Origin of the sequence: Methylobacterium variabile (genome assembly GCF_001043975.1) — a bacterium.
In the GTDB taxonomy this organism is placed as follows: Bacteria; Pseudomonadota; Alphaproteobacteria; order Rhizobiales; family Beijerinckiaceae; genus Methylobacterium; species Methylobacterium variabile.
Genome location: NZ_LABY01000196.1, coordinates 1 through 25,689, shown reverse-complemented (window position 1 = coordinate 25,689; position 25,689 = coordinate 1). Strand labels below are relative to the sequence as shown.

Annotated in this window: 28 protein-coding genes and 1 tRNA gene; 14 read left to right on the top strand and 15 right to left on the bottom strand. The window is 73.2% G+C overall.

What is annotated here, in order from left to right:
- Together VQ02_RS38390 and lpxK are read left to right on the top strand one after the other, a co-directional pair.
- On the top strand, positions 1–485 hold a 485-nt coding region (locus VQ02_RS38390), incomplete at its 5' end, for a 3-deoxy-D-manno-octulosonic acid transferase (protein WP_048447142.1).
- Positions 482–1,459, top strand: a complete 978-nt coding sequence (gene lpxK, locus VQ02_RS25990; RefSeq protein WP_048447141.1) for a tetraacyldisaccharide 4'-kinase — start codon at positions 482–484, stop codon at positions 1,457–1,459. The genes VQ02_RS38390 and lpxK, both read left to right, overlap by 4 nt.
- Here the strand turns inward: lpxK and VQ02_RS25985 are convergent.
- Positions 1,433–1,666: a DUF2093 domain-containing protein gene (locus VQ02_RS25985; RefSeq protein WP_048447140.1), complete on the bottom strand. Its 234-nt coding sequence runs from the start codon at positions 1,664–1,666 to the stop codon at positions 1,433–1,435. The genes lpxK and VQ02_RS25985 overlap by 27 nt on opposite strands.
- A 128-nt stretch (positions 1,667–1,794) precedes the next feature.
- On the opposite strand from VQ02_RS25985, the gene VQ02_RS25980 reads away from it, so the two are divergent.
- Genes VQ02_RS25980 through deoA form a run of 3 tightly spaced genes read left to right on the top strand, consistent with a single transcriptional unit; the run spans position 1,795 to position 4,368 of the window.
- A complete protein-coding gene (locus tag VQ02_RS25980; RefSeq protein WP_048447139.1) occupies positions 1,795–2,193 on the top strand; it encodes a cytidine deaminase in 399 nt (132 codons plus the stop codon).
- Complete coding sequence (locus tag VQ02_RS25975) at positions 2,190–3,026, top strand: purine-nucleoside phosphorylase (protein WP_048447138.1); 837 nt, start codon at positions 2,190–2,192, stop codon at positions 3,024–3,026. The genes VQ02_RS25980 and VQ02_RS25975 overlap by 4 nt, the downstream gene beginning before the upstream one ends.
- 28 nt (positions 3,027–3,054) lie before the next feature.
- Positions 3,055–4,368 (top strand): thymidine phosphorylase, encoded by a 1,314-nt coding sequence (deoA, locus tag VQ02_RS25970; RefSeq protein ID WP_048447137.1) that lies wholly within the window; start codon positions 3,055–3,057, stop codon positions 4,366–4,368.
- A gap of 146 nt (positions 4,369–4,514) precedes the next feature.
- On the opposite strand, the gene ppx is transcribed toward deoA, so the two are convergent.
- The 5 genes from ppx to VQ02_RS25945 all read right to left on the bottom strand — a co-directional run bounded on the left by ppx (position 4,515) and on the right by VQ02_RS25945 (position 11,126).
- Positions 4,515–6,068 carry an exopolyphosphatase gene (gene ppx, locus VQ02_RS25965; protein ID WP_048447136.1) on the bottom strand — a complete coding sequence of 518 codons (1,554 nt, stop codon included), beginning with the start codon at positions 6,066–6,068 and terminating at the stop codon, positions 4,515–4,517.
- Between the two features lie 64 nt (positions 6,069–6,132).
- Positions 6,133–8,496, bottom strand: a complete 2,364-nt coding sequence (locus tag VQ02_RS25960; RefSeq protein ID WP_425339926.1) for an RNA degradosome polyphosphate kinase — start codon at positions 8,494–8,496, stop codon at positions 6,133–6,135.
- Positions 8,497–8,606: 110 nt separating this feature from the next.
- Positions 8,607–9,314, bottom strand: a complete 708-nt coding sequence (locus VQ02_RS25955; protein ID WP_048447135.1) for a P-loop NTPase family protein — start codon at positions 9,312–9,314, stop codon at positions 8,607–8,609.
- A 26-nt stretch (positions 9,315–9,340) separates the two neighbouring features.
- Positions 9,341–10,474, bottom strand: a complete 1,134-nt coding sequence (locus tag VQ02_RS25950) for an AI-2E family transporter (protein ID WP_048447144.1) — start codon at positions 10,472–10,474, stop codon at positions 9,341–9,343.
- Between the two features lie 94 nt (positions 10,475–10,568).
- Entirely contained in the window at positions 10,569–11,126 is a 558-nt protein-coding gene (locus VQ02_RS25945) for a CDP-alcohol phosphatidyltransferase family protein (protein WP_048447134.1), read from the bottom strand.
- A 92-nt stretch (positions 11,127–11,218) separates the two neighbouring features.
- On the opposite strand from VQ02_RS25945, the gene purM reads away from it, so the two are divergent.
- From purM to VQ02_RS25930, 3 genes are all read left to right on the top strand, one after another.
- Positions 11,219–12,295 (top strand): phosphoribosylformylglycinamidine cyclo-ligase, encoded by a 1,077-nt coding sequence (gene purM / locus VQ02_RS25940; protein ID WP_048447133.1) that lies wholly within the window; start codon positions 11,219–11,221, stop codon positions 12,293–12,295.
- The gene (gene purN / locus VQ02_RS25935; RefSeq protein ID WP_048447132.1) at positions 12,292–12,972 is read left to right on the top strand and encodes a phosphoribosylglycinamide formyltransferase; all 681 of its coding nucleotides are present in this window, start codon (positions 12,292–12,294) and stop codon (positions 12,970–12,972) included. The genes purM and purN overlap by 4 nt, the downstream gene beginning before the upstream one ends.
- Before the next feature lie 221 nt (positions 12,973–13,193).
- Positions 13,194–13,550 (top strand): hypothetical protein, encoded by a 357-nt coding sequence (locus VQ02_RS25930; protein ID WP_048447131.1) that lies wholly within the window; start codon positions 13,194–13,196, stop codon positions 13,548–13,550.
- A gap of 15 nt (positions 13,551–13,565) precedes the next feature.
- Here the strand turns inward: VQ02_RS25930 and VQ02_RS38385 are convergent, their stop codons facing one another.
- From VQ02_RS38385 to VQ02_RS25910, 5 genes are all read right to left on the bottom strand, one after another.
- On the bottom strand, positions 13,566–13,721 hold the full coding sequence (locus VQ02_RS38385) for a hypothetical protein (protein WP_167350793.1): 156 nt from the start codon (positions 13,719–13,721) through the stop codon (positions 13,566–13,568).
- Positions 13,722–13,844: 123 nt separating this feature from the next.
- Positions 13,845–14,015 (bottom strand): hypothetical protein, encoded by a 171-nt coding sequence (locus tag VQ02_RS25925; RefSeq protein ID WP_157080819.1) that lies wholly within the window; start codon positions 14,013–14,015, stop codon positions 13,845–13,847.
- Positions 14,016–14,084: 69 nt separating this feature from the next.
- Positions 14,085–15,191, bottom strand: a complete 1,107-nt coding sequence (locus VQ02_RS25920) for an ABC transporter substrate-binding protein (RefSeq protein ID WP_048447129.1) — start codon at positions 15,189–15,191, stop codon at positions 14,085–14,087.
- Complete coding sequence (locus VQ02_RS25915) at positions 15,188–16,573, bottom strand: sensor histidine kinase (RefSeq protein ID WP_048447128.1); 1,386 nt, start codon at positions 16,571–16,573, stop codon at positions 15,188–15,190. The genes VQ02_RS25920 and VQ02_RS25915 overlap by 4 nt, the downstream gene beginning before the upstream one ends.
- Positions 16,574–16,594: 21 nt before the next feature.
- Positions 16,595–17,272 carry a response regulator transcription factor gene (locus VQ02_RS25910; protein ID WP_048447127.1) on the bottom strand — a complete coding sequence of 226 codons (678 nt, stop codon included), beginning with the start codon at positions 17,270–17,272 and terminating at the stop codon, positions 16,595–16,597.
- 223 nt (positions 17,273–17,495) lie between these two features.
- On the opposite strand from VQ02_RS25910, the gene VQ02_RS25905 reads away from it, so the two are divergent.
- Positions 17,496–18,512 (top strand): ABC transporter substrate-binding protein, encoded by a 1,017-nt coding sequence (locus VQ02_RS25905; RefSeq protein WP_048447126.1) that lies wholly within the window; start codon positions 17,496–17,498, stop codon positions 18,510–18,512.
- A 526-nt stretch (positions 18,513–19,038) separates the two neighbouring features.
- On the opposite strand, the gene VQ02_RS25900 is transcribed toward VQ02_RS25905, so the two are convergent.
- Complete coding sequence (locus VQ02_RS25900; RefSeq protein ID WP_048447125.1) at positions 19,039–19,428, bottom strand: response regulator; 390 nt, start codon at positions 19,426–19,428, stop codon at positions 19,039–19,041.
- A gap of 321 nt (positions 19,429–19,749) precedes the next feature.
- Between VQ02_RS25900 and VQ02_RS25895 the strand changes: the two genes are divergently transcribed.
- Together VQ02_RS25895 and VQ02_RS25890 are read left to right on the top strand one after the other, a co-directional pair.
- Positions 19,750–19,839 (top strand) — tRNA-Ser (locus tag VQ02_RS25895).
- A 402-nt stretch (positions 19,840–20,241) separates the two neighbouring features.
- Positions 20,242–21,630, top strand: a complete 1,389-nt coding sequence (locus VQ02_RS25890) for an RtcB family protein (protein WP_083469461.1) — start codon at positions 20,242–20,244, stop codon at positions 21,628–21,630.
- A gap of 498 nt (positions 21,631–22,128) precedes the next feature.
- Here the strand turns inward: VQ02_RS25890 and VQ02_RS25885 are convergent, their stop codons facing one another.
- Positions 22,129–23,106, bottom strand: coding sequence for a right-handed parallel beta-helix repeat-containing protein (locus VQ02_RS25885; protein WP_048447124.1), 978 nt, complete (start codon positions 23,104–23,106; stop codon positions 22,129–22,131).
- Between the two features lie 177 nt (positions 23,107–23,283).
- On the opposite strand from VQ02_RS25885, the gene VQ02_RS25880 reads away from it, so the two are divergent.
- From VQ02_RS25880 to VQ02_RS25870, 3 genes are all read left to right on the top strand, one after another.
- Positions 23,284–23,529, top strand: coding sequence for a hypothetical protein (locus VQ02_RS25880; protein ID WP_157080818.1), 246 nt, complete (start codon positions 23,284–23,286; stop codon positions 23,527–23,529).
- A 420-nt stretch (positions 23,530–23,949) separates the two neighbouring features.
- On the top strand, positions 23,950–24,453 hold the full coding sequence (locus VQ02_RS25875) for a hypothetical protein (RefSeq protein ID WP_048447122.1): 504 nt from the start codon (positions 23,950–23,952) through the stop codon (positions 24,451–24,453).
- 15 nt (positions 24,454–24,468) lie between these two features.
- Positions 24,469–24,912 (top strand): DUF421 domain-containing protein, encoded by a 444-nt coding sequence (locus VQ02_RS25870; RefSeq protein WP_048447121.1) that lies wholly within the window; start codon positions 24,469–24,471, stop codon positions 24,910–24,912.
- 39 nt (positions 24,913–24,951) lie between these two features.
- Here the strand turns inward: VQ02_RS25870 and VQ02_RS25865 are convergent, their stop codons facing one another.
- Both VQ02_RS25865 and VQ02_RS36085 read right to left on the bottom strand, forming a co-directional pair.
- The gene (locus VQ02_RS25865; RefSeq protein WP_048447120.1) at positions 24,952–25,131 is read right to left on the bottom strand and encodes a hypothetical protein; all 180 of its coding nucleotides are present in this window, start codon (positions 25,129–25,131) and stop codon (positions 24,952–24,954) included.
- A 418-nt stretch (positions 25,132–25,549) separates the two neighbouring features.
- The coding region (locus tag VQ02_RS36085; RefSeq protein ID WP_157080817.1) for a L,D-transpeptidase at positions 25,550–25,689 on the bottom strand (140 nt) is incomplete at its 5' end.

Below are 25,689 nucleotides of genomic sequence, written 5' to 3'. Positions count from 1 at the left end.
CCGACCGCGGGCCCGCGGTCGCCGCCGACGCCGCGGCGGCGGGCCTGCGCGTCGGGCGCCGGGCCGCCGGCGGGCAGCCGCACGACAAGGTCGACCTCTACGTCGCCGACACGGTGGGCGAGCTCGGCCTGTTCTACCGCCTGTGCCCCCTCGTCTTCGTCGGCGGATCCCTCGCCCGCCACGGCGGCCAGAACCCGATCGAGCCGGCCCGGCTCGGCGCCGCGATCCTGCACGGGCCGCACGTGCGCAACTTCGCCCAGGTCTACGGCGCCCTCGGCCGGGCCGGCGGCGCCCGGACGGTGCGGGACGGGCAGGAGCTCACGGCGGCGGTCGAGGAATTCCTGGCCGACCCGGCCGCCCGCCAGGCCATGGCCCGGGCCGGGGCGGCGGCGGTCGAGGCCGCCGGCGGCGCGACCGATCGGGCGATGGCGGCCCTCGAGCCCTTCATCTGCCAGCTGAAGATCGCCGGGCGGTTCGCCTCGTGAGGCGGCAGGCCCCGGATTTCTGGTGGCGGGCGGACCGGGCGCCGGCGGCGCGGCTGCTCGCGCCGATCGGCCTGGTCTACGGAGCGCTGGCCGCCCGCCGCATGGCGAGGCCCGGCGCGGCAGCGCCCTGCCCGGTGGTCTGCATCGGCAACTTCTCCCTCGGCGGCGCCGGCAAGACGCCGACCGCACTCGCGGTGGCGGGTCTGCTGCGGGACCTCGGCCGCCGGCCGGCCTTCCTGAGCCGGGGCTATGGCGGGCGGCTCTCCGGCCCGGTGCGGGTCGATCCCGCGCGGCACGACGCGGCCGCGGTCGGCGACGAGCCGCTGCTGCTGACCCGGGCGGCGCCGACGATCGTCGCCCGCGACCGCGTCGCGGGGGCGCAGGCCTGCCGGGAGGCCGGCGCCGATGTCGTGGTGATGGATGACGGGTTGCAGAACCCGAGCCTCGCCAAGGACCTGGCGCTCGCCGTGTTCGACGGCGCCGTGGGCCTCGGCAACGGGCGGGTGGTGCCGGCGGGCCCCCTGCGGGCGCCGGCGGCGGCGCAGTGGCCGCGTATCCACGCCGCCCTGGTGATCGGGGACGGCGCGCCCGGCGCGCGGGTGCTGGCGGAGGCGGAGGCCCGCGGCCTGCCGGCCCTGCGCGGCCGGCTCGTGCCCGACCCGGCGGCGGCCACCGCCTTGCGCGGGCGCAGGCTGCTCGCCTTCGCGGGGATCGGCCGGCCGGACAAGTTCTTCTCGACCCTGCGCGACCTCGGGGCGGACCTGCGCGACGCGCGCGCCTTCCCGGACCACCACGCCTTCACGGCGGCGGAGGCCGCCGCGCTCGCGGCCGAGGCGGCGCGCCGGGACCTCCTCCTGGTCACGACCGAGAAGGACCGGGTGCGCCTGCCGGCGGAGATGCCCGTCGGGACGCTGCCGGTGGTGCTGGCGCTCGAGGACCCCGAGGCCCTAGCCGGCCTTCTGCGCCGCCTCTGACGCCTCGCGCAGGCGCACCATCACGGCGTCGGGATCGGCGTAGGCCTCCTGGCGCTCCACGCTCCAGTAGCGCAGGGCGTCGAGGGGGATCTCGGCCCCGGTCACGCCGCAGCGCACGAAGCGGCCGGGCCGCACCACCCGCAGGTTGCTGTCGCCGTACTCCACGACGGCCTCGCCGGACCCGCCGCGCTCGAACCGTCCCAGCATCGCTCGAAAATCCTGACCCATTGGAGAGAGTGCGGGTGTAGGCCCGCGGCGGCGGCTTGTCGACGGGCTCGACGGCAAGCCGCCGCCCGGCCATGATCGGGGCCTCCCCAGCGCCCACCGGAGCGAGGATGGACCCGATCGACACCCTGTTCGCCGCCGCCCGCGCGGTGCAGGCGCGGGCGCACGCGCCCTACTCGCGCTTTCGCGTCGGCGCCGCCCTGCTGGACGAGGCGGGGGCGGTGCATGCGGGCTGCAACGTCGAGAACGCCGCCTATCCGGTCGGCACCTGCGCCGAGGCCGGGGCGGTCGCCGCCATGGTGGCGGGGGGCGGGCGGCGCATCGCCGCGATCCTGGTCCTCGGCGACGGCGAGGCCCTCGTCACGCCCTGCGGCGCCTGCCGCCAGCGCCTGCGCGAGTTCGGGGCCCCGGATCTTCCCGTCCATGTCGCCGGGCCGGGGGGCGTGCGGCGGACCTTCACCCTGGAGGAGTTGCTGCCCGCGTCGTTCGGGCCGGACAACCTCGCGTGAGCGCCGCACCGGACGATCCCCGGGTCGCCGAGGCCGCCGCCGTCCTGAAGGCGCGCGGCATCGAGGGTCCCTTCGCGCTCGCCCTCGTCACCGGCACCGGGCTCGGCCCCCTGGCCGAGCGGCTGGAGGAGGCGCGCGCCCTTCCCTACGGCGAGATCCCGCACTTCCCGGCCTCGGGCGTCTCGGGCCATGCCGGCCGGCTGGTGGCGGGGCGCCTCGGCGGCCGGCCGGTCCTGCTGTTCCAGGGCCGGGCCCACCCTTACGAGCACGGCGACGCCGCAGCGATGCGGGTCCCGGTCGGCGTCGTGGCGGCGCTCGGCGCCCCGCCGCTCCTCCTCACCAACGCCGCCGGCTCGCTCATGGCCGAGGCCGGCCCCGGCAGCCTGGCGCTGGTGACCGACCACCTGAACCTGTCGGGGATGAACCCGCTCTACGGCGAGGCCTCGGATGCCCGCTTCGTACCGATGGTGGACGCCTACGATCCGCCCCTGCGGGCGGCGCTCAAGGCCGCCGCGGCGGCGAGCGGCGTGCCCCTCAGCGAGGGCGTCTACGCCTGGTTCTCGGGCCCGAGCTTCGAGACACCGGCGGAGATCCGCATGGCCGGGCGCCTCGGCGCCGACCTCGTCGGCATGTCGACGGTGCCGGAGGTGATCCTCGCCCGCTTCTTCGGCCTGCGGGTCGCGGCGCTCTCGCTGGTGACGAACTACGCCGCCGGCTTCCGGGCCCGCGACGAGGTCGGCGCCCCGGACCACGCCGAGACCAAGCGGGTCGCCGCCCGGGCGGCGGACGATGTCGGGCGCCTCGTCGCCGCCCTCCTCGCCCACGGCCCCTGATCCGCCTTTACCGCAGGACGAGTGCTCCATGACGCTGCTGCCGCAGGAACTGATCCGTCTCAAGCGGGACGGCAACGCGCTGCCGCCGGAGGCCATCGAGGCCTTCATCGCCGGCCTGACCGAGGGCTGGGTCACCGAGGGCCAGGCGGCGGCCTTCGCGATGGCGGTGTTCTTCCGCGGCCTGTCGCTCCCCGAGCGGGTGGCGCTGACCCGGGCGATGACGCATTCCGGCACCGTCCTGACCTGGGACCTCCCCGGCCCGGTCCTCGACAAGCACTCGACCGGCGGCGTCGGCGACACCGTGAGCCTGCCGCTGGCCCCGATGATTGCCGCTTGCGGCGGCTACGTGCCGATGATCGCCGGCCGCGGCCTCGGCCATACCGGCGGCACCCTCGACAAGCTCGACAGCATCCCGGGCTACGCCACCGCGCTCGAGGTCGACGCCTTCCGGCGCGCCACCAGGGAGGTCGGCTGCGCCATCATCGGCCAGACCCCGGACCTCGCCCCCGCCGACCGGCGCCTCTACGCCATCCGCGACGTCACCGGCACGGTCGAGTCCCTCGACCTCATCACCACCTCGATCCTGTCGAAGAAGCTCGCCGCGGGCCTCCAGGGGCTCGTCATGGACGTGAAGGCGGGCTCGGGCGCCTTCATGGCCCGCACCGAGGAGGCCCAGGCCCTGGCCGAGAGCCTGGTCACGGTGGCGAACGGCGCCGGGATGCCGACCCGCGCCCTCCTGACCGACATGGACCAGCCGCTGGCCTCCGCCGCCGGCAACGCCGTCGAGGTCGCCTACGCCCTCGACTACCTCGCCGGCCGCCGCCGCGAGCCGCGCTTCCACGCCGTCACCCTGGCGCTCGGCGCCGAGATGCTGGTGCTGGGCGGCCTGAGCCCCGACACCGAGGCCGCGACCGCCCGCCTGGAGGAGGTCCTCGCCTCCGGCCGCGCCGCGGAGGTGTTCTCCCGCATGGTGACGGCCCTCGGCGGGCCCTCCGACCTGATGGCGCATCCGGAGCGCCACCTGCCCCGTGCCCCGGTGGTGCGCCCGATCCCGGCGCCTCGGTCGGGCCGGGTCGCCGCCATCGCCACCCGGGCGATCGGTGTCGCGGTGATCGGCCTTGGTGGCGGCCGCACCCGCCCGCAGGACGGCATCGACCACGCCGTCGGACTCATCGACCTGGCGCCGGTGGGCGCCGAGGTCGGGCCGGGCCGGCCGCTGGCGGTGGTGCATGCCCGCAGCGAGGCGGCGGCCGAGCGGGCGGAGGCCGAGGTCGTGGCGGCGTATGAGGTCGGAGCGGAGGCGGTGGCGGAGCGGGCGGTGATCCTGGGGCGGGTAGGGTGACGCCCCTCGACGCGTGAGCGTGCCTGGGCCTCGCCCGCGGCAAGGCCGGACTCCGCTGCGCGGACCCGGAACGACGACGAGGATGTCGGCTTCAGGGCGAGAGCCCCCTCGTCCGGCGTCAGCCCTGCGTCACCGAATCGTCCGCCTCACCCCTCGACCTCGATCCGCGCCTCGACCCCGAGCAGCCGCCCGAGGCCGCGCAGGCGGTTCGACAGGCGGTCGCTCGCGAGGTCGCGCAGGTCCGGCGGCAGGGTCAGCACCAGGGCGCCGTCGCGCATCACCAGGGGCGTGCGCGGCAGGATGCCCTGCATCGCCACCGAGACCGGGAAGGCGACGCGCAGGACCGCGCCGAGGAGCCGCGCCTGCTCGAAGAGGCGGGGGCCGGCGAGCTGGCGCAGGAGCGGGCTCGCCTTCTCGGGGGCGACGCCCTCGTGGCGGAAGAACACCGCCACCGCGAGGTAGGCCCGGCCCGGATGGTCGATGCCGACGAAGGAGGCGTGGGCGATGACGTTGAGGCTCTGCTCGCCGCGATAGTCGGGATGGGTGCGCCAGCCGACATCGGCCAGGAGGCAGGCGGCGTGGCGCAGGCGCCGCTCGTCGGCGGTCTCCGGCGTCGACAGGCTCGCCATGAAGGCGTCGGTCCAGGCCTGCAGCTCGGGGCCGTGGCCGGGGCTGCGGCAGCGCAGGCGGTTGAGCTCGGCGGCGGCGAGCAGCAGCGGGTCGCGGGCGCGGGCGGCGGCGTCGAGCTTCTCGAACAGCAGGCCCTCGCGCACGCCGGTGGCCGAGATCGCGATCTCCCGCGGACGCCCGGAGCGGATCACCTCCTCGAGCACCACCGCCCCGTAGGCGAGGAGCGGCCGGCGCGCCTCCGACACGCTCTCGACCGCGGCGAGGGTCGCGGCGTCGGACTGCTCGACGACCTGGAGGAACGACAGCTCGTCGTCCGGCTCGATGGAGTAGCCGTGCATGACGTGCAGGCGGTAGTCCCGCGCTGCCTGGTGCAGGCGGGCCAGCGCCCGCCAGGTGCCGCCGACGGCGTAGAAGGTGCGCCCGCGCAGGGTGTCGAGCTGGGGTGAGGCCTTCTTGAGCGCCTCGGCCGCGATCTTGCGGGCCTTCTTGAGCGAGCCGCCGCTCAGGTCCTGGAGCGCGAGGCCGCCGAGCGGCATGGTCACGCCGCTGCCGATGGCGGAGCCGCGCACGTCGACGAGTTCGAGGCTGCCGCCGCCGAGGTCGCCCACCACCCCGTCGGGGGCGTGGAAGCCCGAGATGACGCCGTAGGCCGACAGCTCCGCCTCGCGCCGGCCGGAGAGCAGCTCGATCGGGTGGCCGCAGGCCTCTTGCGCCGCCTCGAGGAAGGCCGGGCCGTTCTCGGCGTCGCGGGCGGCCGCGGTGGCGAGGACGAAGACCTGGCCCACCCGCATGGTCTCGCACAGCACCCGGAAGCGGGCGAGCGCCTGGAGGGCGCGCCGCACCGCCTCCTCGTTGAGGCGGCCGGTGGAGAGCACGTTGCGGCCGAGGCCGCACAGGACCTTCTCGTTGTAGAGCGGCGTCGGCGCCCGGCTGATGCCCGCATAGGCGACCAGCCGGACGGAGTTCGAGCCGATGTCGATGATCGCGACGGGCGCGCCGGGCTCGATCTGGGCGAGTCCGGCCTCGTTCAGGGGGGCGGTGTGCGTGGGGGCGGCGTGATCCAGGCCCATCCAGGTCCTCATGACGGGAGCGCCGCCGGACGGATGGCCCCGGGGACCGTCCCCGACCGCCGCGTCAGGCGCGCTGGGCGCGCCGGCTGAGCGCGCGCGGACTCGATTTCTTCGATGCCTTCCCGCGCCCCGACAGGCTCGGGTTGGTCATGAAATACTTGTGCGCGTTGAAGGGCTCCTCGCCCGCGGCGGGCTCGATCCGCTCGCTCGCGCCCGACGCCAGTACACGCCAGCTCTGCTGGTTGTCGAGGAGATTCGCCATCATGATCTGGTCGAGCACCTGCTGGTGCACCGTCGGGTTGAGGATCGGCAGCATCGCCTCCACCCTGCGGTCGAGGTTGCGGCTCATCAGGTCCGCGGACGAGATGTAGACCCGGGCCTTGTGGTGGGGCAGCCCGACGCCGTTGCCGAAGGCGTAGACCCGGCCGTGCTCGAGGAAGCGCCCGACGATCGACTTGACCCGGATGTTCTCCGACAGGCCGGGCACGCCGGGCCGCAGGCAGCAGATGCCGCGCACGACGCAGTCGATCGGCACGCCGGCCTCGCTGGCGTCGTAGAGCGCGTCGATGATCTGGGTGTCGACGAGGGAGTTGCACTTGATCCAGATCGCCGCCGGGCGCCCGGCACGGGCGTGCGCGATCTCCTCGGCGATGTGCTCGAGCAGGCGCGCCTTCAGGGTCAGCGGCGAGACCGCCATCCGCTCCAGCTCCGCCGGCTCGGCGTAGCCGGTGATGAAGTTGAAGATCCGCGAGACGTCGCGGCCGATCACCGGGTCGGCGGTGAAGAACGACAGGTCGGTGTAGATCCGCGCGGTGATCGGGTGGTAGTTGCCGGTGCCGACGTGGCAGTAGCTCACCAGGCGGTCGCCCTCGCGGCGCACCACCATCGAGAGCTTGGCGTGGGTCTTCAGCTCGATGAAGCCGAACACCACCTGCGCGCCGGCCTTCTCGAGGTTGCGGGCCCAGCGGATGTTGGCCTCCTCGTCGAAGCGCGCCTTGAGCTCGACGAGCGCCGTCACCGATTTGCCGGCCTCGGCCGCCTCGGCCAGGGCCGCGACGATCGGCGAGTTCGAGGAGGTGCGGTAGAGCGTCTGCTTGATCGCCACCACGTTCGGGTCGCGGGCGGCCTGGGACAGGAACTGCACCACCGCGTCGAACGACTCGTAGGGGTGGTGGACGATGAAGTCCTTCTGGCGGATCGCCGCGAAGCAGTCGCCGCCGCTCTCGCGGATGCGCTCGGGGAAGCGCGGGTTGTAGGGCTTGAACTTGAGGTCAGGCCGGTCGATCCCGACGATCTGCGACAATTCGTTGAGGGCGAGCATCCCCTCGACCAGGAACACCGCATCGACCGCGATCTCGAGCTCGTCGGCGACGAACGTGCGCAGGTCCTCCGGCATGTTCGCGTCGACCTCGAGGCGGATCACCACGCCGCGGCGGCGCTGCTTCAGCGCCGTCTCGAAGTGGCGCACCAGGTCCTCGGCCTCCTCCTCGATCTCGAGGTCGGAATCGCGCACCACCCGGAAGCCGCCCTGGCCCTTGACGAGGTAGCCCGGGAAGAGGCGGCTCGTGAACAGCACGATCACCTGCTCAATGGCGATGAACCGGGCGGTGCCGCTGCCGGTGAGATCGGGCAGGCGCACGAAGCGGTCGATGATCGAGGGCAGGCGGATCAGCGCCCGCAGCGCCCGGGCGTCGCGCGGCCGCACCAGGGTCAGCGCGATGGTCGAGCCGAGGTTCGGGATGAACGGGAACGGATGGGCCGGGTCGATGGCGAGCGGCGTCAGCACCGGGAAGATGTGCTGGAGGAAGTAATCCTCGAGCCAGGCCGCCTCCTCGGCCGCGAGGTCCATCGCCTCGACGAGGTCGATGCCGTGCTGGTGCAATTCCTCGCGCAGCTCGCGCCAGCGCCGCTGCTGGTCGCGGGCCAGCCCCGAGACCTCGGCGTCGATGCGGGCGAGCTGGTCGGACGGGCTCAGGCCGTCAGCCGAGGGGGCGGTGAGCCCGGCCCGGACCTGGTCGTGCAGGCCGGCCACCCGCACCATGAAGAACTCGTCGAGGTTGTTGGCCGAGATCGACAGGAAGCGCAGCTGCTCGAGGAGCGGGTGGCCGGTGTTGGAGGCCTCCTCCAGCACCCGGCGGTTGAACTGAAGCCAGGACAATTCGCGGTTGACGAAGCGCCCCGGCTCCTGGCGCAGCGCCCGGCCCGCCGCCACGGCGTCGGCCTTCGCCCGCCGGGCGGCCTCCTGGGTCACGTCCGCGCCGCCGGCGGCGCGCGCGGCCTCAGATTCCGCGCGCGCCTCGCTCCCCGCCTCGTCGCGCCGGGCACCCTCGATCGTCGCAGGCGTCGCTTCGGTCTCGTCGAGGACCGGGATGGCACTGGCTCCGGCAGCGGTGTCCGACACGATTGCTCCTCCTTGGGTCGAGGCCAGGGTGCGGGGCTCGAAGCCTTCCCCGGTGACAGGACAGTTTGACATTTGCGTGAACGGTGCGGGAATCACCCATCATCACTTGCGGCCGGCATGACGAAACGCCGGGTGCCTTACGTCTCCTCCTCGCCCCCCGCCTCGTCGCCCTCGAGCGCCGCCAGGGTGGCCAGCGCCAGCGGCCGGGTGATGCGACGGCGCCGGCTCAGGCCCTCGCGATCGAGGGCGGCGACCACGTCGCGGGCGCGGGCGAGCGAGCGGTCGAGGCGCAGGGCCAGCGCGTCGACCACGCTGGTGTCGACGACGAGCTGGCGGTCGAGGAAGAGCTTCACCAGCACGACCTTGAGCAGGGCCTCGTCCGGCGGGGCGACGCCGACGCCGGGGGCAAGCCGCAGGCGCGAGCGCAGGTCCGGGGTGGCGAGGCCCCAGGCCTCGACCGGCGCTGAGCCGGTCACCACCACGCTCAGGCCCCGTTCGCGGGCGAGGTTGAGGAGGTGGAACAAGGCGGCCTCGTCGCGGCCCTCCGGGCGGTCGGCGTCCTCGATCACCAGGGCGTCGGCGCGGCTGAGCTCCGGCACCGCCGCCGCGGTCACGGCGGCGACCGGCAGGGTGAGCGCGCCCGCCCGCTCGGCGAAGATCGCCGCCAGATGGCTCTTGCCGCTGCCCGGCGGGCCTGTGAGCACGAGGACGGGGTCCGGCCAGTCGGGCCAGGCCTCGATGCAGGCATAGGCCGCCTCGTTGGTCGGGCTGACCAGGAAGTCCTCGGGGCCGAAGCGCGGGGCGACGGGCAGGTCGAGGGCGAGCTGGCGCGGCTGGTCGGTCATGCGGGGGGTCGGGCGTCTCTCTCGGGTCAGGGCTTCGATATGGCGGTCGGGGACGGGTTCGCCACCGTGACCTTGGCCACCGCCGCGTCAGCGGTGAGGATCGGCGTGCCGTCGTGGTAGAGCCGGCTCTGCAGGTATTGCCGCACCGCGAAGCGGGCGATGACCCCGAGCGCCGCCGCGACCGGCACCGCGAGCAGCAGGCCCAGGAACCCGAACAGCGATCCGAAGGCCAGAAGCGCGAACATCAGCCAGACCGGGTGCAGCCGCACCGCGTCGCCGACGAGCTTGGGCTGGAGGACGTTGCCCTCGAGGAACTGCCCGACCAGGAACACCGCGACCGTCAGCACCACCGAGACCCAGTCGGGCCAGAACTGCACCAGGGCGACGCCGGTGGAGAGCAGGAAGCCGGTGAGCGAGCCGACGTAGGGGATGAAGGTGAGGAAGCCGGCCATCAGGCCGATCAGCACGCCGAAATTGAGCCCGACCAGCCACAGGCCGAGCGCGTAGAACGTGCCGAGGATCAGGCAGACGAGGCTCTGGCCGCGGATGAAGGCCGTGATGGCGCCGTCGATGTCGCGGGCGAGCATCCGGGCGGTGTCGCGGTGGCGCGGCGGCACCCAGCGGTCGAGGGTGGCGATCATCCGGTCCCAGTCGACCAGGAGGTAGAAGGCCACGACCGGCGTCACGACGAGCAGCGAGACGATGCCGACGACCGCCTGGCTGCCGGACCACAGCGAGCGCAGGAAGCCGAGGATCCAGGCCACCGCCTGCCCCATCAGGTTGCCGACGGAGGATTGCAGGTCCTGCAGCGCGCTCGCGCCGCCGGCGCGCTCGATCAAGGGCCCGGCCCGCTCGGCGATGATCGCCTGCAGCCGCGCGATCATCGCCGGCAGCGAGGCGACGAGGGCCGCGAGCTGGTTGGCGGCGAGCGGCACCACGACGATCAGCGCCAGGATCAGCCCGCAGAGGAACACCGCCAGGATGATCAGCGTCGCGGTAAGGCGCCCGACGCCCAGCCGCTCGAGCCGGTCGGCGACGGGATCGAGGGCGTAGGCGAGCGCCGCGCCGGCCACGAAGGGCAGCAGCACGTCGCGCAGCTGGTAGAGCAGGACGACCAGCACGGCGAGGACGGCCAGGGTGATCGCGGCCCGGCGTTGGATCGGCATCGCGTAGAGAGCCCGTCGCACGCGCGAATCCGTCGCGCCCCGGCCGCTCCGAGATGGAAGGGCGCCGCCGCAGGGTCAAGGCGTGGCTTCAAGCCCGGTCTTCGCTGCGCACCGCCCGGACGCCCTGAACTCCCGCCGAGGCGACCGACAGCCCCGCAAGCGCCGGCATCGCCCAGGCCTCCGCCCCCGCGGCGTCGATCCCGAGGGCCCGGCCGCCGAGGAGCCAGGCCAGAAAGGCGATCTGGCACGCGGTGTTGAGCTTGCCGATGAGGAGCGGCGGGGTCTCCAGCGGGCGGCCGGCGAGCCGGGCCAGGGCGGCGGCCAGCACCACCAGGGCGTCGCGGGCGATCAGAACGGCCGGGAACCAGGCCGGCACGAGGCCGGCGAGCGTCAGGCTCACCAGCACGGCGAGCATCAGGGCCTTGTCGGCCAGCGGATCGAGCACCGCGCCGAGGCGGCTCGCCAAGCCGTAGCGGCGGGCGAGAAAGCCGTCGATTCCGTCCGAGGCGCCCGCGAGGGCGAAGAGCAGGAAGGCCGGGCCCCAGGCCTCGCGGGCGATCGCCCAGACGACGAACGGCACCAGGGCGAGACGCGCGGCCGTGATGAGGTTCGGCAGGGATTTCGGGACGATCGTCGAGGGCTTCATGGCGCTCCGGGCTGCCCCGACTCGCGGTCGCAGGCAAGAGCGGCTAAGAGCGGCGGACGAGTGAGCGGCCGCGGGAAGCGAAGGACAGCGGGATGACGACGGGCGAGCGCCAGAACGGGATGACCTACGCCGAGGCGGGCGTCGACATCGATGCCGGCAACGCCATGGTCGAGGCGATCAAGCCCCTGGTGCGGGCGACCCGCCGGCCGGGAGCCGACGCGGAGATCGGCGGCTTCGGCGGCCTGTTCGACCTGAAGGCGGCAGGCTTCAAGGACCCGATCCTGGTCGCCGCCAACGACGGCGTCGGCACCAAGGTCAAGATCGCGATCGAGACCGGGCGCCACGCCACGATCGGCATCGACCTCGTGGCGATGTGCGTCAACGACATCATCGTGCAGGGCGCCGAGCCCCTGTTCTTCCTCGACTACTACGCGACGGGCAAGCTGGTCCCGGGAGTCGGCGCCGACATCGTCCGGGGCATCGCCGAGGGCTGCCGCCAGGCCGGTTGCGCGCTGATCGGCGGCGAGACCGCCGAGATGCCGGGCCTCTACGACGGGTCCGACTACGACCTCGCCGGCTTCGCGGTCGGCGCGGCGGAGCGCGGCGCGCTCCTGCCGGTGGCGGGCATCGCGCCCGGCGACGTGGTGCTCGGCCTGCCCTCCTCGGGCGTGCACTCGAACGGATTCTCGCTGGTGCGCCGGATCGTGGCGGCGTCCGGCCTCGGCTACGACGCGCCGGCGCCGTTCGCCGAAGGAGTCAGCCTCGGCGAGGCGCTGCTCGAGCCAACCCGCATCTACGTCAAGCCGCTGCTCGCGGCGCTGAAGCAGACCGGTCCAGGCGCGGTCAAGGCGCTGGCCCACATCACCGGCGGCGGCTTCCCCGACAACCTGCCGCGGGTGCTGCCGGACGGCGTCGGCATCGCGCTGAACCTCGACGCCGTGAGCGCGCCGCCGGTCTTCGGCTGGCTCGCCCGCCAGGGCAACGTCGCCGAGGCCGAGATGCTGCGCACCTTCAACTGCGGCATCGGCATGGTGGCGGTGGTGGATCCGGCCCGGGCCGACGCCGTGGGCGCGGCCCTCGCCGCGGCCGGCGAGGCGCCGGTCCGCCTCGGCCAGATCACGCCGCGGGGCGAGGCCCCGGTCACCTTCTCGGGGCGCCTCGCCCTATGAGCGATCGCGCCGACGCCGCGACCCGTCGCGCCAAGGTCGCGATCCTGATCTCGGGCCGCGGCTCCAACATGGTGTCGCTGCTCGAGGCCGCCCGGGCGCCGGACTACCCGGCCGAGATCGTGCTCGTCGCGTCCAACCGGCCCGACGCGCCCGGCCTCGCCCGCGCCGCGGCGGCGGGAATCGCCACCGAGGCGGTCGACCATCGCGCCTTTGCCGACCGGGCCGCCTTCGAGCGGGCGCTGGACGAAAGCTTGCGCCGCCACGGCGTCGAGTTCCTGGTGCTGGCGGGCTTCATGCGGGTGCTGACGCCCTGGTTCGTCGAGGCCTGGGCCGGGCGGATGCTCAACATCCATCCCTCCCTGCTGCCGCTGTTTCGCGGCACCCACACCCACGTCCAGGCACTCGCGGCCGGCGTGCGCCTGCACGGCTGCACGGTGCATTTCGTGGTGCCGGAACTCGATGCCGGGCCGATCGTCGCCCAGGCCGCCGTGCCGGTCCTGCCGGAGGACGACGAGGATGCCTTGAGCGCCAGGGTGCTGGTGCAGGAGCACCGGCTCTATCCGGCGGCGCTGGCCCTGGTGGCGAGCGGCCGGGCGCGCCTCGACGGGGGACGGGTGGTGTTCGCCGAGGGAAGCGGCGCTGCGAACGGGGCGCTAGTGGCGCCGGCTCTCGGCTGACGGCGCGAAGCGCGACACGCGAGGCCGGCCTCGCCGGCGAACCCGTCCCGGCCGCCTCCCCGCCGAGGCGGCCAACGTCACTGTGCCGCAGCCCTTCTCGAACCCCTCTTGGCGCGGCCGTAACCATCCCGGGTCAGGATTGCGGAGATCGGTGCGATCTGGCACCGCCATCGGCGCCCTCCCGACACCGGGCCGCGCGGCCCGCACGAGTCTTCTCCCGCATGTCCAGAGCGTCACGCTATCTCGGCTGGCTGATCCTGGCCGCCATCACGGTCGCGACCGTCGCGCCGATCGGATACCGGCCGATCAGCGGCATGCCCGTCTCGATCGAGCGGTTCGGCGCCTTCGCGCTGCTCGCCTTCCTCCTCGCCCTCGGCTACCCGCGCCACCGCTGGCAGGTGCTGGTGCTGGCCGTCGCGGCGGCGGGCGCCCTGGAGGCGTTCCAGCTGCTCGAGGTGACCCGGCACGGGCGCGTCGCCGATTTCATGGTGAAGGTCGCGGGCTGCGGGTGCGGCGCGGCGGCCTCCCTGGCCGCCGGCCTGCTCTGGCCCCGCCTCGGCCCGCGGGGCGAGGCGTGAGGGCGACGCTCGGCGTCAGTTGATGCTGTAGGCCCGCTCGATGACGACGCCGCAGCTCTCGGCCAGGCTGAAGGCCATGTCGCGGGTCAGGCCGAAGATCAGCGGGGTCTCGCCGCGGTAGAGCGTGTAGCGGCCGTCGGGCCGCACCGTGATGCGAACCGGCTCCTGCATGGGTGCCTCCTCCGAAGGCCGGCCCGTTCGCGTGCGGGCCGGCTCAAGGCCGGAGAGCCTAAGGTGATTCGGCCCGGGTGCGAAGGGGCCGGTCAAGGTGTCCTGAGCGGCACATTTCCGGCTTCAGACCGCGCGCCGTTTCGTCCGGCGCCGGCGCTTCGGCTTGGCGGGTTTGCCGAGCTCGGTCAGCGCGGCGCGCTGCTGGCGCCGCACCGCGTTGGCGGCGTGGCCCATCCAGAAGCCGGCGGCCCGGTTGGCGGCGGAGAGCCACAGGCTGTACGGGGATCCCTTCATCGCGACGCGCACCTCCGCCCGGTCAACGGTCCGGCGGGCCAATGGGTTGCCGTCGAGACGTGTACCGTATCAGGGCTCCTCCGCCCGGCGGCTCCCCTTCTGCGCCTCCGGCCCGATCGACTGGCGCCACTCGGCGAGGAAGCGGGCGCGCTTGGCCCGGTCCTGCACCGCGAGCAGCACCGGCCCGACGGTGATCGGCCGGAAGATGCCGGCGGCCGAGAGGCTCGGCGGCCCGTCGACCCCGGGCGGCAGCGGCCCGGTGCGGTCGAAGAAGAAGGCCTGCTCGCGGGCGACCCGCTGGCCGCGCTCGGACAGCAGGTAGTCGAGGAACGCGAAGGCGTCCCCCACGGCCCGCGCGGTGACCGGCACCAGGGCCGCGCGGCTGAGCACCAGGGTGTAGTCCCGCGGCACCACCAGGCCGAGGCGGGCGCCCCGCCGCATCGCGCCGTAGACGTAGGAGCCGAGCAGGTTGTAGCCGATGGCGATGCGGCCGGCCTCGAGGTCGGCGATCAGCTCGCCGGTGCAGCAGCGCACCCGCAGGTTCGCCCGCCCGAAGGCCTCGACCAGGCGGCCGTAGGTGGCCGCGGCGCGGGCGTCGTAGACGGCGAACAGGTAGCCGATGCCCGACACCGTGATGTCGTAGGAGCCGATCCGCCCGGCATAGGCCTCCGGCTTGCGCCGCAGGAGGTCGACGAGCTCGACCCGGCTGTGCGGCAGGTCCTCCCGGGGAACGAGGTCGGGCCGGTAGGCGATCACCGCCGGCTCGGTGGTGAAGCCGAACACCTCGTCGCGCCAGGCGGCCCAGTCGGGCAGCCGGCCGGTCTCGATCGAGCGGTGCGGCCGGGCGCAGCCGTCGTTGGCGAGCTTGATCAGGTGGTCGACCGAGGAGGAGATCACCAGGTCGCCGGCGTAGCCGCCCGCCGGCCCGGCCGCGCAGGCCGCCGCAACCTCGTCGAACAGGGCGGTGGTGACGTACTCGTGGTAGACCACCGTCACGTCCGGGTAGAGCTGCTGGTAGTCGCGGATCAGCGGCGCCATGGCGTCGGCATCGGCGACGCTGCGGATCGTCAGGGTGGTCCGCGCGGTCTCGCTCGCCGGGAAGCGGCTGACCTCGGCCGCCCGCGCCGGTCCGGCGAGGAGGAGGGCGAGCACGAAGGCCGCGGCGCCCCGGATCACGGCCGGGCCTCCCCGTCGGGCAGGGACAGGATCACGCAGAACCCCCTCTCGGCATGGGCCTCGAAGCGCAGCCCGCCGCCATGGGCCGCCGCGACCTCGGCCGCGATGGTGAGGCCGAGGCCGGACCCGGTCCCGCCCCCCGTGGCGGCCTGGAACGGCTCGCGCACCCGGGCCCACTCGCTCGCCGGGATGCCGGGCCCGTCATCCTCCACCGCCAGCAGCACCCGGCCGCGCTCGCGCCCGACACGGACCGTGAGGCGGCTCGCGGCGCCGTGCTTGAAGGCGTTGTGGATCAGGTTGGCCAGGGCCTCGCGCAGGGCGATCCCGTCGCCCGGGATCGTCACGGGATCGTCCGCCCCCTCGTAGCCGACGTCGATGACCCGGTCGCCGGCCTGCTGCACGGCGTCGATCAGGGTGCGGCGGGCGAGGCCGGCCACGTCGACCGGGCTCAAGGCCACTGAGCGGGCACGGTGGATGACCATGGCGTGGTTGAGGAGCTGGTTGGTGAGCCGGCCGAGCTCCGCCGTCCGCTCGCGCACCCGGGCGAGCTGCTCGCGCCGCCGGCCCTCGTCGGTCTCGCTCGAGAGCAGGTCGAGCTGGGCGGCGAGCGCCGTCAGCGGCGTGCGGATCTGGTGCGCGGCGTCGGCGATGAAGCGCTTCATCACCGCGACGTGGCCGGCGAGGCGGCCCATGAAGTGGTCGATCGAGCCGACCAGCAGGTGGATCTCCCGCGGGGCCGCGAGGCCGAGGGGGCTGAGGTCGTTGGGGCCGCGGGCCGCCAGCACGCCCTCGATCGCCCCGAGCGGGCGCAGGGCCGCCCGCACCGCCACCGCGACGGCACCGAGGGCCAGCGCGCTCATCGCCAGCACCATCAGGCTCGCCTTCACGGTGAGCGTGCGGGCGAGCTGGCGGCGCGCCTCGCGGGTCTGGGCCACCACCACGGCGGCGAAGCCCGCCCGCGCCGCGTCCGGCACGTAGCGGCCGGCCACCACCGCCCGCACCGCCTGCCCGCGATGCTCCCAGTCGAGGAGGAGCGGGCCGGCGGCGAGGCGCGCCCGCTCGACCGGCACCGCGAGGTCGGCGTCCCCGGTGAGCAGGCCGTCGGCGGGGTCGACCACCTTGTAGAAGATCCGGTCGCGCGGGCTCAGCCCCAGGGTCTCGAAGGCCGAGAACGGCGGGTCGACCGAGACCTCGCGCCCGTCGCTGGCGATGGTCTCGGCGATCTGGAGCGCCGCCCCGACGAGCAGCCGGTCGTAGGCCTCGTCGGCAGCGAGCCGCGCCGAGGCCCAGGCGGCGACGAGCAGCACCCCCGCCCCCGCCGCCAGGACGACGGCCAGAACCGCGACGAGGCGGGAGAACAGCGAGGGGGTGCGGGCGATCATGCGGCGATCATGAAACCGGGGTCACGGATCCTGGCACACCACCTGGTAGCCGAGGCCGCGCAGGGTGCGGATCTCGGCCCGGGCCCCGGCGGCGGCGAGCTTGCGGCGCAGGCGCGCCACGATCTGCTCGACGGCGTTCTCGCTCGAGTCCTCCTCGAAGGCGAAGACCCGCTCGATGAGCTCGCCCTTGGCGAAGATGCGCCCGGGCCGGGCCGCCAGAATCTCGATCAGGGTCCATTCCCGCCGCGTCAGGTCGAGGGCTTCGCCCGCGACGCTGGCGCTGCGGGCCTCGCGGTCGAGACGGAGATTGCCGCAGGCGAGAGCGTTGTCGGCGTGCCCGCTGTTGCGGCGCTGGAGCGCCCGCACCCGTGCCTCCAGCTCGCGGAAGTCGAACGGCTTCACCAAGTAGTCGTCGGCCCCGAGGTCGAGAGCGCCGACCCGGTCGTCGACCTGCGAGCGGGCGGTGAGCACCAGCACCGGCACCGGTCCCTTCCGCGCCCGCAGGCGCTTGAGGATCGCGAAGCCGTCGAGCCCGGGCAGGTTCACGTCGAGGATGACGAGGTCGTAGGCCTGTACCGCCAGCACCGCGTCGCCCGCCGCGCCGTCGACCTCCCAGTCCACCGCGTGGCCGAGCGCCCGCAGGCGCGCCGCGATCGCCTCGCCCACGTCCCGCGTGTCCTCGACGAGCAGGATGCGCACGACACCTCCTCCCGCGTCCCGACCGGACAAATCTGTCAGGCCGGCAACAGGTTCGGACGCTATCCCAAGGTCCGGCACCCGGCCAAGCCGGCACCGCCGCCGCGCGAGGGACGGTTGACACCGTGACGGCACGTTCGAGTCTCGCACCCGAGGCCCTCGGCGGCGCCCTCCCCCCGCCGGGGGCGAGATCGGGACCGGGAGCCGTCTGGGAGGAAACCCGCACATGTTCGCACGCAAGCTCCTCGGCCTCGCGGCCGGCGCCGCGCTGGCGCTCTCGATGGCCCTCGTCCCGGCCCGCGCCGAGGTCTCCGAGGTCCGCATCTCCAAGGGCTACGGCATCCTCTACCTGCCGCTCTTCGTGATGCAGGAGAAGAGGTTCCTGGAATCCCAGGCCGCCAAGGCGGGCCTGGGCGACCTCAAGGTGACCTGGCTCACCCTCGACGGCGGCAACGTCATCAACGACGCGATGATCGCCGGCTCCCTCGACATCGCCGGCACCGGTGCCCCGGGCTTCCTCGCCCTGTGGTCGAAGGGCCGCGGCAGCGCCAAGACCGAGGTGACCGGCGTCTCGGGCCTGTCGACGACGGCGCTCGACCTCAACGTCAACAAGCCCGAGATCAAGTCGCTGGCCGACTTCACCCCGAAGGACAAGATCGCGATTCCGGGCATCAAGACCTCGCTCGCCGCGGTGGTGCTGCAGATGGCGGTGGCCAAGCAGTTCGGCCCGGAGAACTACACCAAGCTCGATGCGAGCACCGTCGGCCTGCCGCACCCGGAGGCGGTGGCCGCCCTGCTCTCCGGCAGGACCGAGATCGTCGGCCACTTCGCCTCGCCGCCCTTCACCCAGGTCGAGCGCGCCGACCCGAAGATCCGCACCATCCTCAAGGCATCGCAGGTCTTCGGCAACATCACCCTCGACGTGGTGTTCGCGCTCAAGCGCTTCACCGAGGCGAACCCGAAGGTCACCCAGGCCTTCCTCGCCGCCCTCGACGAGTCCTGTGCTTTCATCGTCCAGAACAAGGCCGAGACCGCCGAGATCTTCGCCCGGGCCTCGAAGGTGAAGGTGGCGCCCGAGGAGGTCGCCCGGATCCTCGACGATCCGGACAGCCAGTTCTCGGCGACGCCGACCGGGATCATGGAGTTCGTCACGTTCATGCACCGGGCCGGCATCATGAAGAGCAGGCCGGCGACCTGGCAGGAGCTGTTCATCCCCGCCCTGCGCGACCGCGCGGGCAGCTGATCCGGCGCGGGCCCCGGTCCCGGAGCCGCCCTCGCCGCGCCCGGCCGCGCGGCGGGGATCGTCGGACACTCATGAGCAGTCTTCCCTGACGGAGGCCTGCCGCCCCTTCCCCACGAACCCGGATCCGCGCGGAGGCACGCCCCTCACCCCGGCATCGCGGTCCTTGGCCGGTCGCTGCAAGCAACGCGCAACCCCAAAGTGCATGCCCTCCCCTCGTGCACGCGGTTGACCTAACCGTAACCCTGATCGCGACCCGATTGGACCGGGCCTCCCCGCGCGGCGTTATCCGGTTGACAGAGAGAGGAGAACTTGAGCGTGGACACCTGCAGCGGGACGCCCGTCAGCCTGACCTTGGGTCGACGCAGGATCGAGGGTGTCCTGCGTGCCGTGGGAGAGTTCGTCGACCTGCCCGGAGCGCCCGGAAGCCCGGGGCGCCGGTTGCGCAACCTGATCCTGGATTTCGGGTCGGCCTGCGCCCCGGTGGAGGTGTGGCTGGCCGAGCCGGAGCCGGCCGGCGAGCCGGCCCCTACGCCTTCATCAGGGTCCTGAGGACGTCCAGGATGTCGTCGCCGCGGCACGGCCGGGCGATGAAGCGGGCCTGGGGCGGCATCCGGTCGGGGTCGGGCTTGCTGCGGCCGGAGACCACGACGATCGGCAGGTCGGGCCGCATCTGGGCGGCCGCACGGGCGAGGTCGAAGCCGTCCGTCTTGCCGGAGAGCTCGACGTCCGTGATCAGCGCGACGATGTCGTCGCGTCCGGTCAGGAGGCCGAGGGCCCGCTCGGCGGAGGCCGATTGCAGCGCCTCGAAGCCGGCCGCGTCGAGCACGTCGCTCAGGTCCATGATGGTCAGCGCCTCGTCCTCGACCACCAGGATCACGGGCCGCTCGTCCTTGGCATTCACGGTGTCGTTTCCCACGTCGCCTGTCCTTGCCGGTCAGGCCCGTCCTGGGGCGCCTGCCCGGAAGCGGCGCGGTCGGAGGGCGGTGTCTGTCTTCGGGCGGCCGATCCCGGCCGGCCGACGCACCCGCGCCGGCCGTTGATCGAAACGACGGATCCCCTGCGCCGGTTGCAGCGGCGCCACGCCCACGTCGACGATTGCTCCGCCGCGACGGTGGGCGCGCAGCCCCGGCGATGAATCGATCGCTCCGACGATCTCGCGCTTGCGCCGCAGCCCGCGCCCCGCTAGAGGACGGCACCTGACCCGCGCGGACGCCTCGTCGCTCCGCGGGCTGGGCCCGGAGAGGTGGCCGAGTGGTTGAAGGCGCACGCCTGGAACGCGTGTATACGGGCAATCGTATCGAGGGTTCGAATCCCTCTCTCTCCGCCAGATCCCTTTAAGTTCCTGTCGGATCTGGATTTTTCCCTCGCTTCCATTCACGCCCTTGGATGCTTTCGGCAACTGCGCCGCGTCCTGGCGGTCGACGGTGCGGGGGCTTGAGCCTGCGCTTGGCCCGGTGACGGCGCTTGGGCCGGCACAAGGATCGCCAGCCATGTCGGGCGGCGCGAGGCCTGCCCTGCGGCGCTACGCGCAGAGGTTGTGCAACTGCCACTTCCCTAAACCAGCGCACCGTCGCGCGATGCGGCTCCCGATCCGCGTCGCCATGGATCGCGGCCGGATGATCACCGTTGATCCGACAGGCGGACAAATGCCGCAGCGTAATCTACCCTGTGCGGCGTCGCCGGCGACGCCGGGGGTCGTCCATCGGCAGGGATATGGCGAGGACAGGGAATGATCGACGGCAGCACCCTGAGGGCCTGGGGCTTCGTGCCCGGGGCGTGGTTCAAGGCCGGCATCGCCAAGGCGGTCGAGATGGAGGCCGCGGGTGCACGGCAGGAGGAGATCGTCGCGGCGCTCACGGCGATGAGCGAGGAGGCGGGGAGCGCCGCACCCCCGGCGCCCGCGGTCGTCGTCGAGCGCCGGGCCGACCTCGCCGTCCTCGACCCGCCGGTGACGGTCTACGGCGAGCCCGATGCCAGGACCCTCGGGCAGCTCGACCGCTGCATGGCCTTCGGCAGCGCCGTGAAGGGCGTCCTCTGCGCCGACGGGCATCTCGGCTACGGCCACCCGATCGGCGGGGTCATCGCCTACGAGGATCACATCTCGATCTCCGGCGTCGGATTCGACATCGCCTGCGGGAATATGGCGGTGCGGCTCGACGTGCCCTACGCCGACCTGCGCGACCGGGCCGCCACGATCCTCGCCGACATCGGCAAGGTCATCAGCTTCGGCGTCGGCCAGAAGAACGGGGTGAAGGTCGATCACGCCCTGTTCGACTCGCCCCTCTGGGGCGACGTGATCGGGGCCGCCCCGCTCAAGGGCAAGGCGCGCGACCAGCTCGGGACCGTCGGGTCGGGCAACCACTACGTCGACCTGCTCGAGGACGAGGACGGCCTCGTCTGGATCGGGGTCCATTTCGGGTCGCGCGGGCTCGGGCACGCGATCACGACCCAGCACCTGAAGCTGGTCGACGCGAAGGACGGCATGGAGGTCGCCCCGGCGCTGGTGCCGATCGACCACGACATCGGCCGCAGCTACATCGCCGGCCTCGATCTCGCCGGGCAGTACGCCTATGCGGGGCGCGAATGGGTCGTCGAGCAGGTGCGCCGGATCATCGGCGGGTCCGTCACCGACACGGTGCACAACCACCACAACTGGGCCTGGCGCGAGCGCCACGGCGACCGGGATCTCTGGGTGGTGCGCAAGGGCGCCACGCCCGCCTTCCCGGGCCAGCGCGGGTTCGTCGGCGGGTCGATGGGCGACGATGCGGTGATCCTCGAGGGCGTCGAGAGCGAGCGCTCGCGCGACAGCCTCTACTCGACCGTCCACGGCGCCGGACGGATCATGTCGCGCACCGAAGCCCGGGGCCGGTTCGTCAAGGACGAGCGCGGCAGGAAGATCCGCCAGCCCGGCCGCGTGCGGCACGACGAGTGGCAGGCCTGGATCCGCGAGCGCGGCGTGCTCCTGCGCGGCGGCGAGATCGACGAGGCGCCCCAGGCCTACCGCCGGCTGCCTGACGTGCTGGCGGAGCACGCGGGCACGATCCGGGTGCTGCACACCCTGCGCCCCTTCGCGGTCGCCATGGCCGGTGCGGGTGAGTTCGATCCCTACAAGGACTGAGTGGTGGTCGTCCCCGCGGCGCAGTCCGGCGCCCGGTTCCGGCGGTCACGGCCCGGGCCCGCCGGAGGACGCCCGGCCCTGCCGGGTCCATCCCCCGGACGGCAGGTCCGTCCCGGACGATTCCCGGCGCAACCGCGTCCGCGGGCGGCCTCAGCCGATATAGGGCCAGGCTCGCAGGGGGCATGTCGCCCCGGGAGCGGGCGCGGCGTCCGCCGTCCGGCCCGGCTGCTCGATCGGAACGATGTGTGCCGACAGGGCGGGAGCCGCCTGGCCCCATGCCGTCAGGACGACAGCGGCAGCGAAGATCCGAAAGACGTGCAGCACCGTACTCTTGCCTCCGCGGTCTCAAGCGACCGTCGATGCCGGCGAGATAAGGCCTGGCCATTGCGGCTGTATTGCGTGCCGTGTTGCAGTCTTCGAACGATCCTTCGGAAAGCCTCTCCGAGTTGTGGTCCGCCGCCGAGGCGGAGGTTCGAGAGGCGGGCCTGGACGCAGGCGTCACTCGACGGTGTTGGGCGCCACGACGTTGCCGGTTCCGCCGTCGGAATTGTCGAGGCTGCTGCCGAACGGATAGCCCGCATCCTCCCCGCAATTCAGCCGCCAGCCGTTGCGGGAATTCACCACGATCGGTGCCGCCTGGAACCAGCCGCCGGTGCGGAAGATGTTGCCGGTGATCACGTTGTCGGACGGCGTCTGGTGGCGCACCGTCCCGCCTTCCCCGCAATTCCGGTAGAGGCGCACACCGCCCTGGCCGCCCAGGGTGAAGCGGTTGCCGGTGATGCGGTTGCGCGCCGAGCCGTCGACGGCGACGGCCTCGCGCCCCAGCGCTGTCGTGACGTCGTTGTTCTCGATGCGGTTCTCCGCGCTCTCGGCGTCGAGGTAGATCGCCGTCGAGACCGAGCGGCCGTCCAGGCGCGAGTCCCGCAGGGTGACCCGCGTGACGCCGGGACCGAGATAGAGCGGGATCGGCCCGGCGGCCGTGATCGTCGTGCCAGTGATCGTCACGGCCGTCGGCGCGGCGGCCTGCGCCCGCTCGGTGTGGCCGAGGCTGCGCGAGGAGTCGCGGACGAGAGGCCCCTGCCCGTTCTCGCCCATCCCCCAGATCCGGACATGCCCGAACACCACGCAGTCGCGGATGCGGATGTCGGACGGGCGGTCCCAGCGCCCGCCCGGCTGGGCCGGCGGCCGCGAGCGGATCGCGATCGTGTAGTCGCCGAGATGGGCCGGCACGTTCGGACGGCCGATCGCGGCACCCGCGCAGTCGAGCGTCAGGCCGGAGGCCGCCGATCCCTCGATCACGATGTGCCTGAGCACCTGGTCCTCCGGTGCGAGGCGCAGGCTGCAGGTGAGCGGGACGGTGTCGTCGTCACCCTGGGGCGGTGACAGCAGGCGCGCGCGAACCGTCCCGTCGCAGGGCGCGGCTGTGGCGGGCCGCACGAGGGCGGGCGGATCGGGCGGTGGTGGCAGCGTGAGCATCGGGGGGGTCTTCACGCCGGAACGCGCCGATTTTGCGGTGCGAGCACTTGGAGGCGCACCCGATTCGCCCCCAGTCTCCCGATCCTGGCACGCCCGGTCGATTTCTCCTCGGGCGATCATGCGCCAAATGAGCTAAAAACGCTCCTCAATGCGGTTCGAGGCCGGGGAATGGGTTTGGTGTCCGCTCGGACGGATGGGCATCCGGGCTCGCGCGGGGAGATCATCCTCGCGTCGCGCTCGCCCGTGGTGGAGTGCCGGGTGCTCGCCCTGACGGCGACCGGCGCCACGCTCGCCGTCCCGGCCGGGACCGTCGTGACGGACGCGATCACCCTCGCGATCGCCGGGGAGTTCGTGATGCGCCGCTGCCGGGTGGTGTGGCGCCGGCACCGGCGCCTCGGGGTGGCGTTCGAGCTGCCGGTCTGACCCTGTCGCGCGGGCTGCGGCGTCCGGCGCCCCTCCCGGGGACCGGCAGAGCTGCGGTGGCGCGGTAGGCCTCTCGATTCGCCGCGGGCAGGAGGGCGCTCGTGCGGATGCGATGCCCGCCCGATGATCTGCCCTTGCGTGAGATGTATCGGCGCAGATTCCGGCCGAACCGCCTTACACGCCGCACGTTGAGGCGGGCGGGCCGCCTGTTCCTGCATGATGATCCCAGGATGTCGGGCGGAACTCGGCCGGCGATGACAGAAGAAAGATCAGATCCATCTCGACCATGATCGCGATTCAGTCACGAAGAGCAGGCCGGGTCCGGCGCGTTCCCGCCCCGCCGGCGCACGTGCGGGGCGGCGGGCCGGCCGCCGGTCCCGGTCTGCGCAACGCGGACGGCCGGACGGGGCGTGCGGGCCGATGCTGAGTGGATCCGACGACAGCGCGACCGACATCCGGACCTATCCGGGCTTCGAGCGGCGATGGAACGTCTTCCAGACCGTGGTCCAGGTGTTGATCGGCCTCACGATCGCGGCCGGCCTCGCCGGCCTGTTCGGCGACGGTCCCCTCGCCCGCGCCGAGCGCGCCGTGCCGGGCACGCCCCTCGTGCTGCGCTACGACCGCTTCCTGCGCGCAGGCTACCCGTCCCAGATGAGGGTCACGATCGCCCGGCCGCTCGACGACGAGCACGTGGCGCTCGACCTGAGCGCCGACTTTCTCGAGCACGTCTCCGTGAGCGCGACGCAGCCGCGGGCCGAGTCGGTCGATGCCACGCCCGCCGGGGTCACCTACCGCTTCCGTCTCGGGTCCGAGCGCCGGGGCGACATCACCCTCATGCTCGCGCCCCGGGAGTACGGCGCCACGACCGCAAGGGTCTCCGCCCTTGGCCGGACGGTGGAACTGCCCCTCCTGATCTATCCGTGACGAGGAACGCCCCGGATGCGCACCGTCCTTACCGCCGCGCTGATGTACGCGATCGTGCTGATCCTCCTGCGGGTGACCACGCGGCGCATCATGCGCTCGGCCACCCCCCTCGACATGGCGGTCGTGTTTCTGTTCGGCGGCGTGGCGGTGCAGCCGATCCTCGGCACCGACCGCTCGATCACCGGCGCGCTGCTCGCCGCCTGCACGGTCGCGGGCATGCACCTCGCCGTGTCGCGGCTGAAGCTGTGGTGGCCGGTGGTCGGGCAGGTGGCGGAGGGCACGCCGGTGGTGATCTACTCCAACGGCACCTGGGACTGGCAGCAGATGCACCGGCTGCGCATCGACGAGCGCGACGTGGTCGCGGAGATGCGCCAGAACGGCATCCGGAGCTTCGCGGAGGTGCAGTCGGCGATCATCGAGCACACCGGCGGCATCACCATCGTGCCCAAGGACAAGTGACGCGGCCCCGGCGCCAAGCCGGGGCCGCGCGAGCCGCCCTCAGAGCGATCGGATCTTGTCCTCGATGCGCTTCGCCTCCTCCTCGTCGATCTCGACCGGGGCGCTGGTATCGTTCGGGAGGCCCTGGCCGGTCTGGGCGATAGTCGCGTCGCGCGGGCGCGCATTGGGGCCAGTCGAGATCTTGGTCTCGTCGGGGGTGTCGGGTTTCGTCTCGGGCATGGTCGTCACCGTGTCGGGTTCACGTGGCCGGGCCTTTCGGCGTGCCGGCCGGCCGCCGGGCCGGGCGCTCATCCTCCGGATTCCGGTCGCGATCGGTCATCGCCGGCTCCAGCAAGAGCGAGCGTCGCTGCGGAGAGAATCGACCGGGCGTCCCAGCGTTCCGTCAGGGCGGCCGGATAATTTCCCTGCCTCCACGATCTTGGCTCGTGGCAGGATTGATATGGATCAAGTCAGCGGGGCGACGATGCAAACGGGGCGACGATGCAAACCTTCCACTGCCGCCGGAACGTCGCCCGGATCTCCGTTTTGACCTGCCGGCCATCGCCACGGGGCGCGGCAGGGCACCACCGGGAAGCCGCGCTGGAGGGCGGTCAGGTTCTGGCGGCGAAGCCCCGCCCATGACCGGCACGCCGCGGCGTCAGATCACCTCGACCCGGGTGCCGACGGGAACGAAGCGGTAGAGCTCGATCACGTCCTCGTTCAGCATGCGGAAGCAGCCCGACGAGGCAGCCCGGCCGATCGAGCCCGGGTCGGTCGTGCCGTGGATGCGGTAGAGCG

What these genes read in the sequence shown, in the direction of transcription:
- VQ02_RS25985 (WP_048447140.1), bottom strand. Translation starts at nt 1,666, where the DNA reads ATGCTGGGACGGTTCGAGCGCGGCGGGTCCGGCGAGGCCGTCGTGGAG.
- VQ02_RS25980 (WP_048447139.1), top strand. Translation starts at nt 1,795, where the DNA reads ATGGACCCGATCGACACCCTGTTCGCCGCCGCCCGCGCGGTGCAGGCG.
- deoA (WP_048447137.1), top strand. Translation starts at nt 3,055, where the DNA reads ATGACGCTGCTGCCGCAGGAACTGATCCGTCTCAAGCGGGACGGCAAC.
- ppx (WP_048447136.1), bottom strand. Translation starts at nt 6,068, where the DNA reads ATGGGCCTGGATCACGCCGCCCCCACGCACACCGCCCCCCTGAACGAG.
- VQ02_RS25955 (WP_048447135.1), bottom strand. Translation starts at nt 9,314, where the DNA reads ATGACCGACCAGCCGCGCCAGCTCGCCCTCGACCTGCCCGTCGCCCCG.
- VQ02_RS25945 (WP_048447134.1), bottom strand. Translation starts at nt 11,126, where the DNA reads ATGAAGCCCTCGACGATCGTCCCGAAATCCCTGCCGAACCTCATCACG.
- purM (WP_048447133.1), top strand. Translation starts at nt 11,219, where the DNA reads ATGACGACGGGCGAGCGCCAGAACGGGATGACCTACGCCGAGGCGGGC.
- purN (WP_048447132.1), top strand. Translation starts at nt 12,292, where the DNA reads ATGAGCGATCGCGCCGACGCCGCGACCCGTCGCGCCAAGGTCGCGATC.
- VQ02_RS25930 (WP_048447131.1), top strand. Translation starts at nt 13,194, where the DNA reads ATGTCCAGAGCGTCACGCTATCTCGGCTGGCTGATCCTGGCCGCCATC.
- VQ02_RS38385 (WP_167350793.1), bottom strand. Translation starts at nt 13,721, where the DNA reads ATGCAGGAGCCGGTTCGCATCACGGTGCGGCCCGACGGCCGCTACACG.
- VQ02_RS25925 (WP_157080819.1), bottom strand. Translation starts at nt 14,015, where the DNA reads ATGAAGGGATCCCCGTACAGCCTGTGGCTCTCCGCCGCCAACCGGGCC.
- VQ02_RS25915 (WP_048447128.1), bottom strand. Translation starts at nt 16,573, where the DNA reads ATGATCGCCCGCACCCCCTCGCTGTTCTCCCGCCTCGTCGCGGTTCTG.
- VQ02_RS25905 (WP_048447126.1), top strand. Translation starts at nt 17,496, where the DNA reads ATGTTCGCACGCAAGCTCCTCGGCCTCGCGGCCGGCGCCGCGCTGGCG.
- VQ02_RS25890 (WP_083469461.1), top strand. Translation starts at nt 20,242, where the DNA reads ATGATCGACGGCAGCACCCTGAGGGCCTGGGGCTTCGTGCCCGGGGCG.
- VQ02_RS25885 (WP_048447124.1), bottom strand. Translation starts at nt 23,106, where the DNA reads ATGCTCACGCTGCCACCACCGCCCGATCCGCCCGCCCTCGTGCGGCCC.
- VQ02_RS25875 (WP_048447122.1), top strand. Translation starts at nt 23,950, where the DNA reads ATGCTGAGTGGATCCGACGACAGCGCGACCGACATCCGGACCTATCCG.
- VQ02_RS25870 (WP_048447121.1), top strand. Translation starts at nt 24,469, where the DNA reads ATGCGCACCGTCCTTACCGCCGCGCTGATGTACGCGATCGTGCTGATC.
- VQ02_RS25865 (WP_048447120.1), bottom strand. Translation starts at nt 25,131, where the DNA reads ATGCCCGAGACGAAACCCGACACCCCCGACGAGACCAAGATCTCGACT.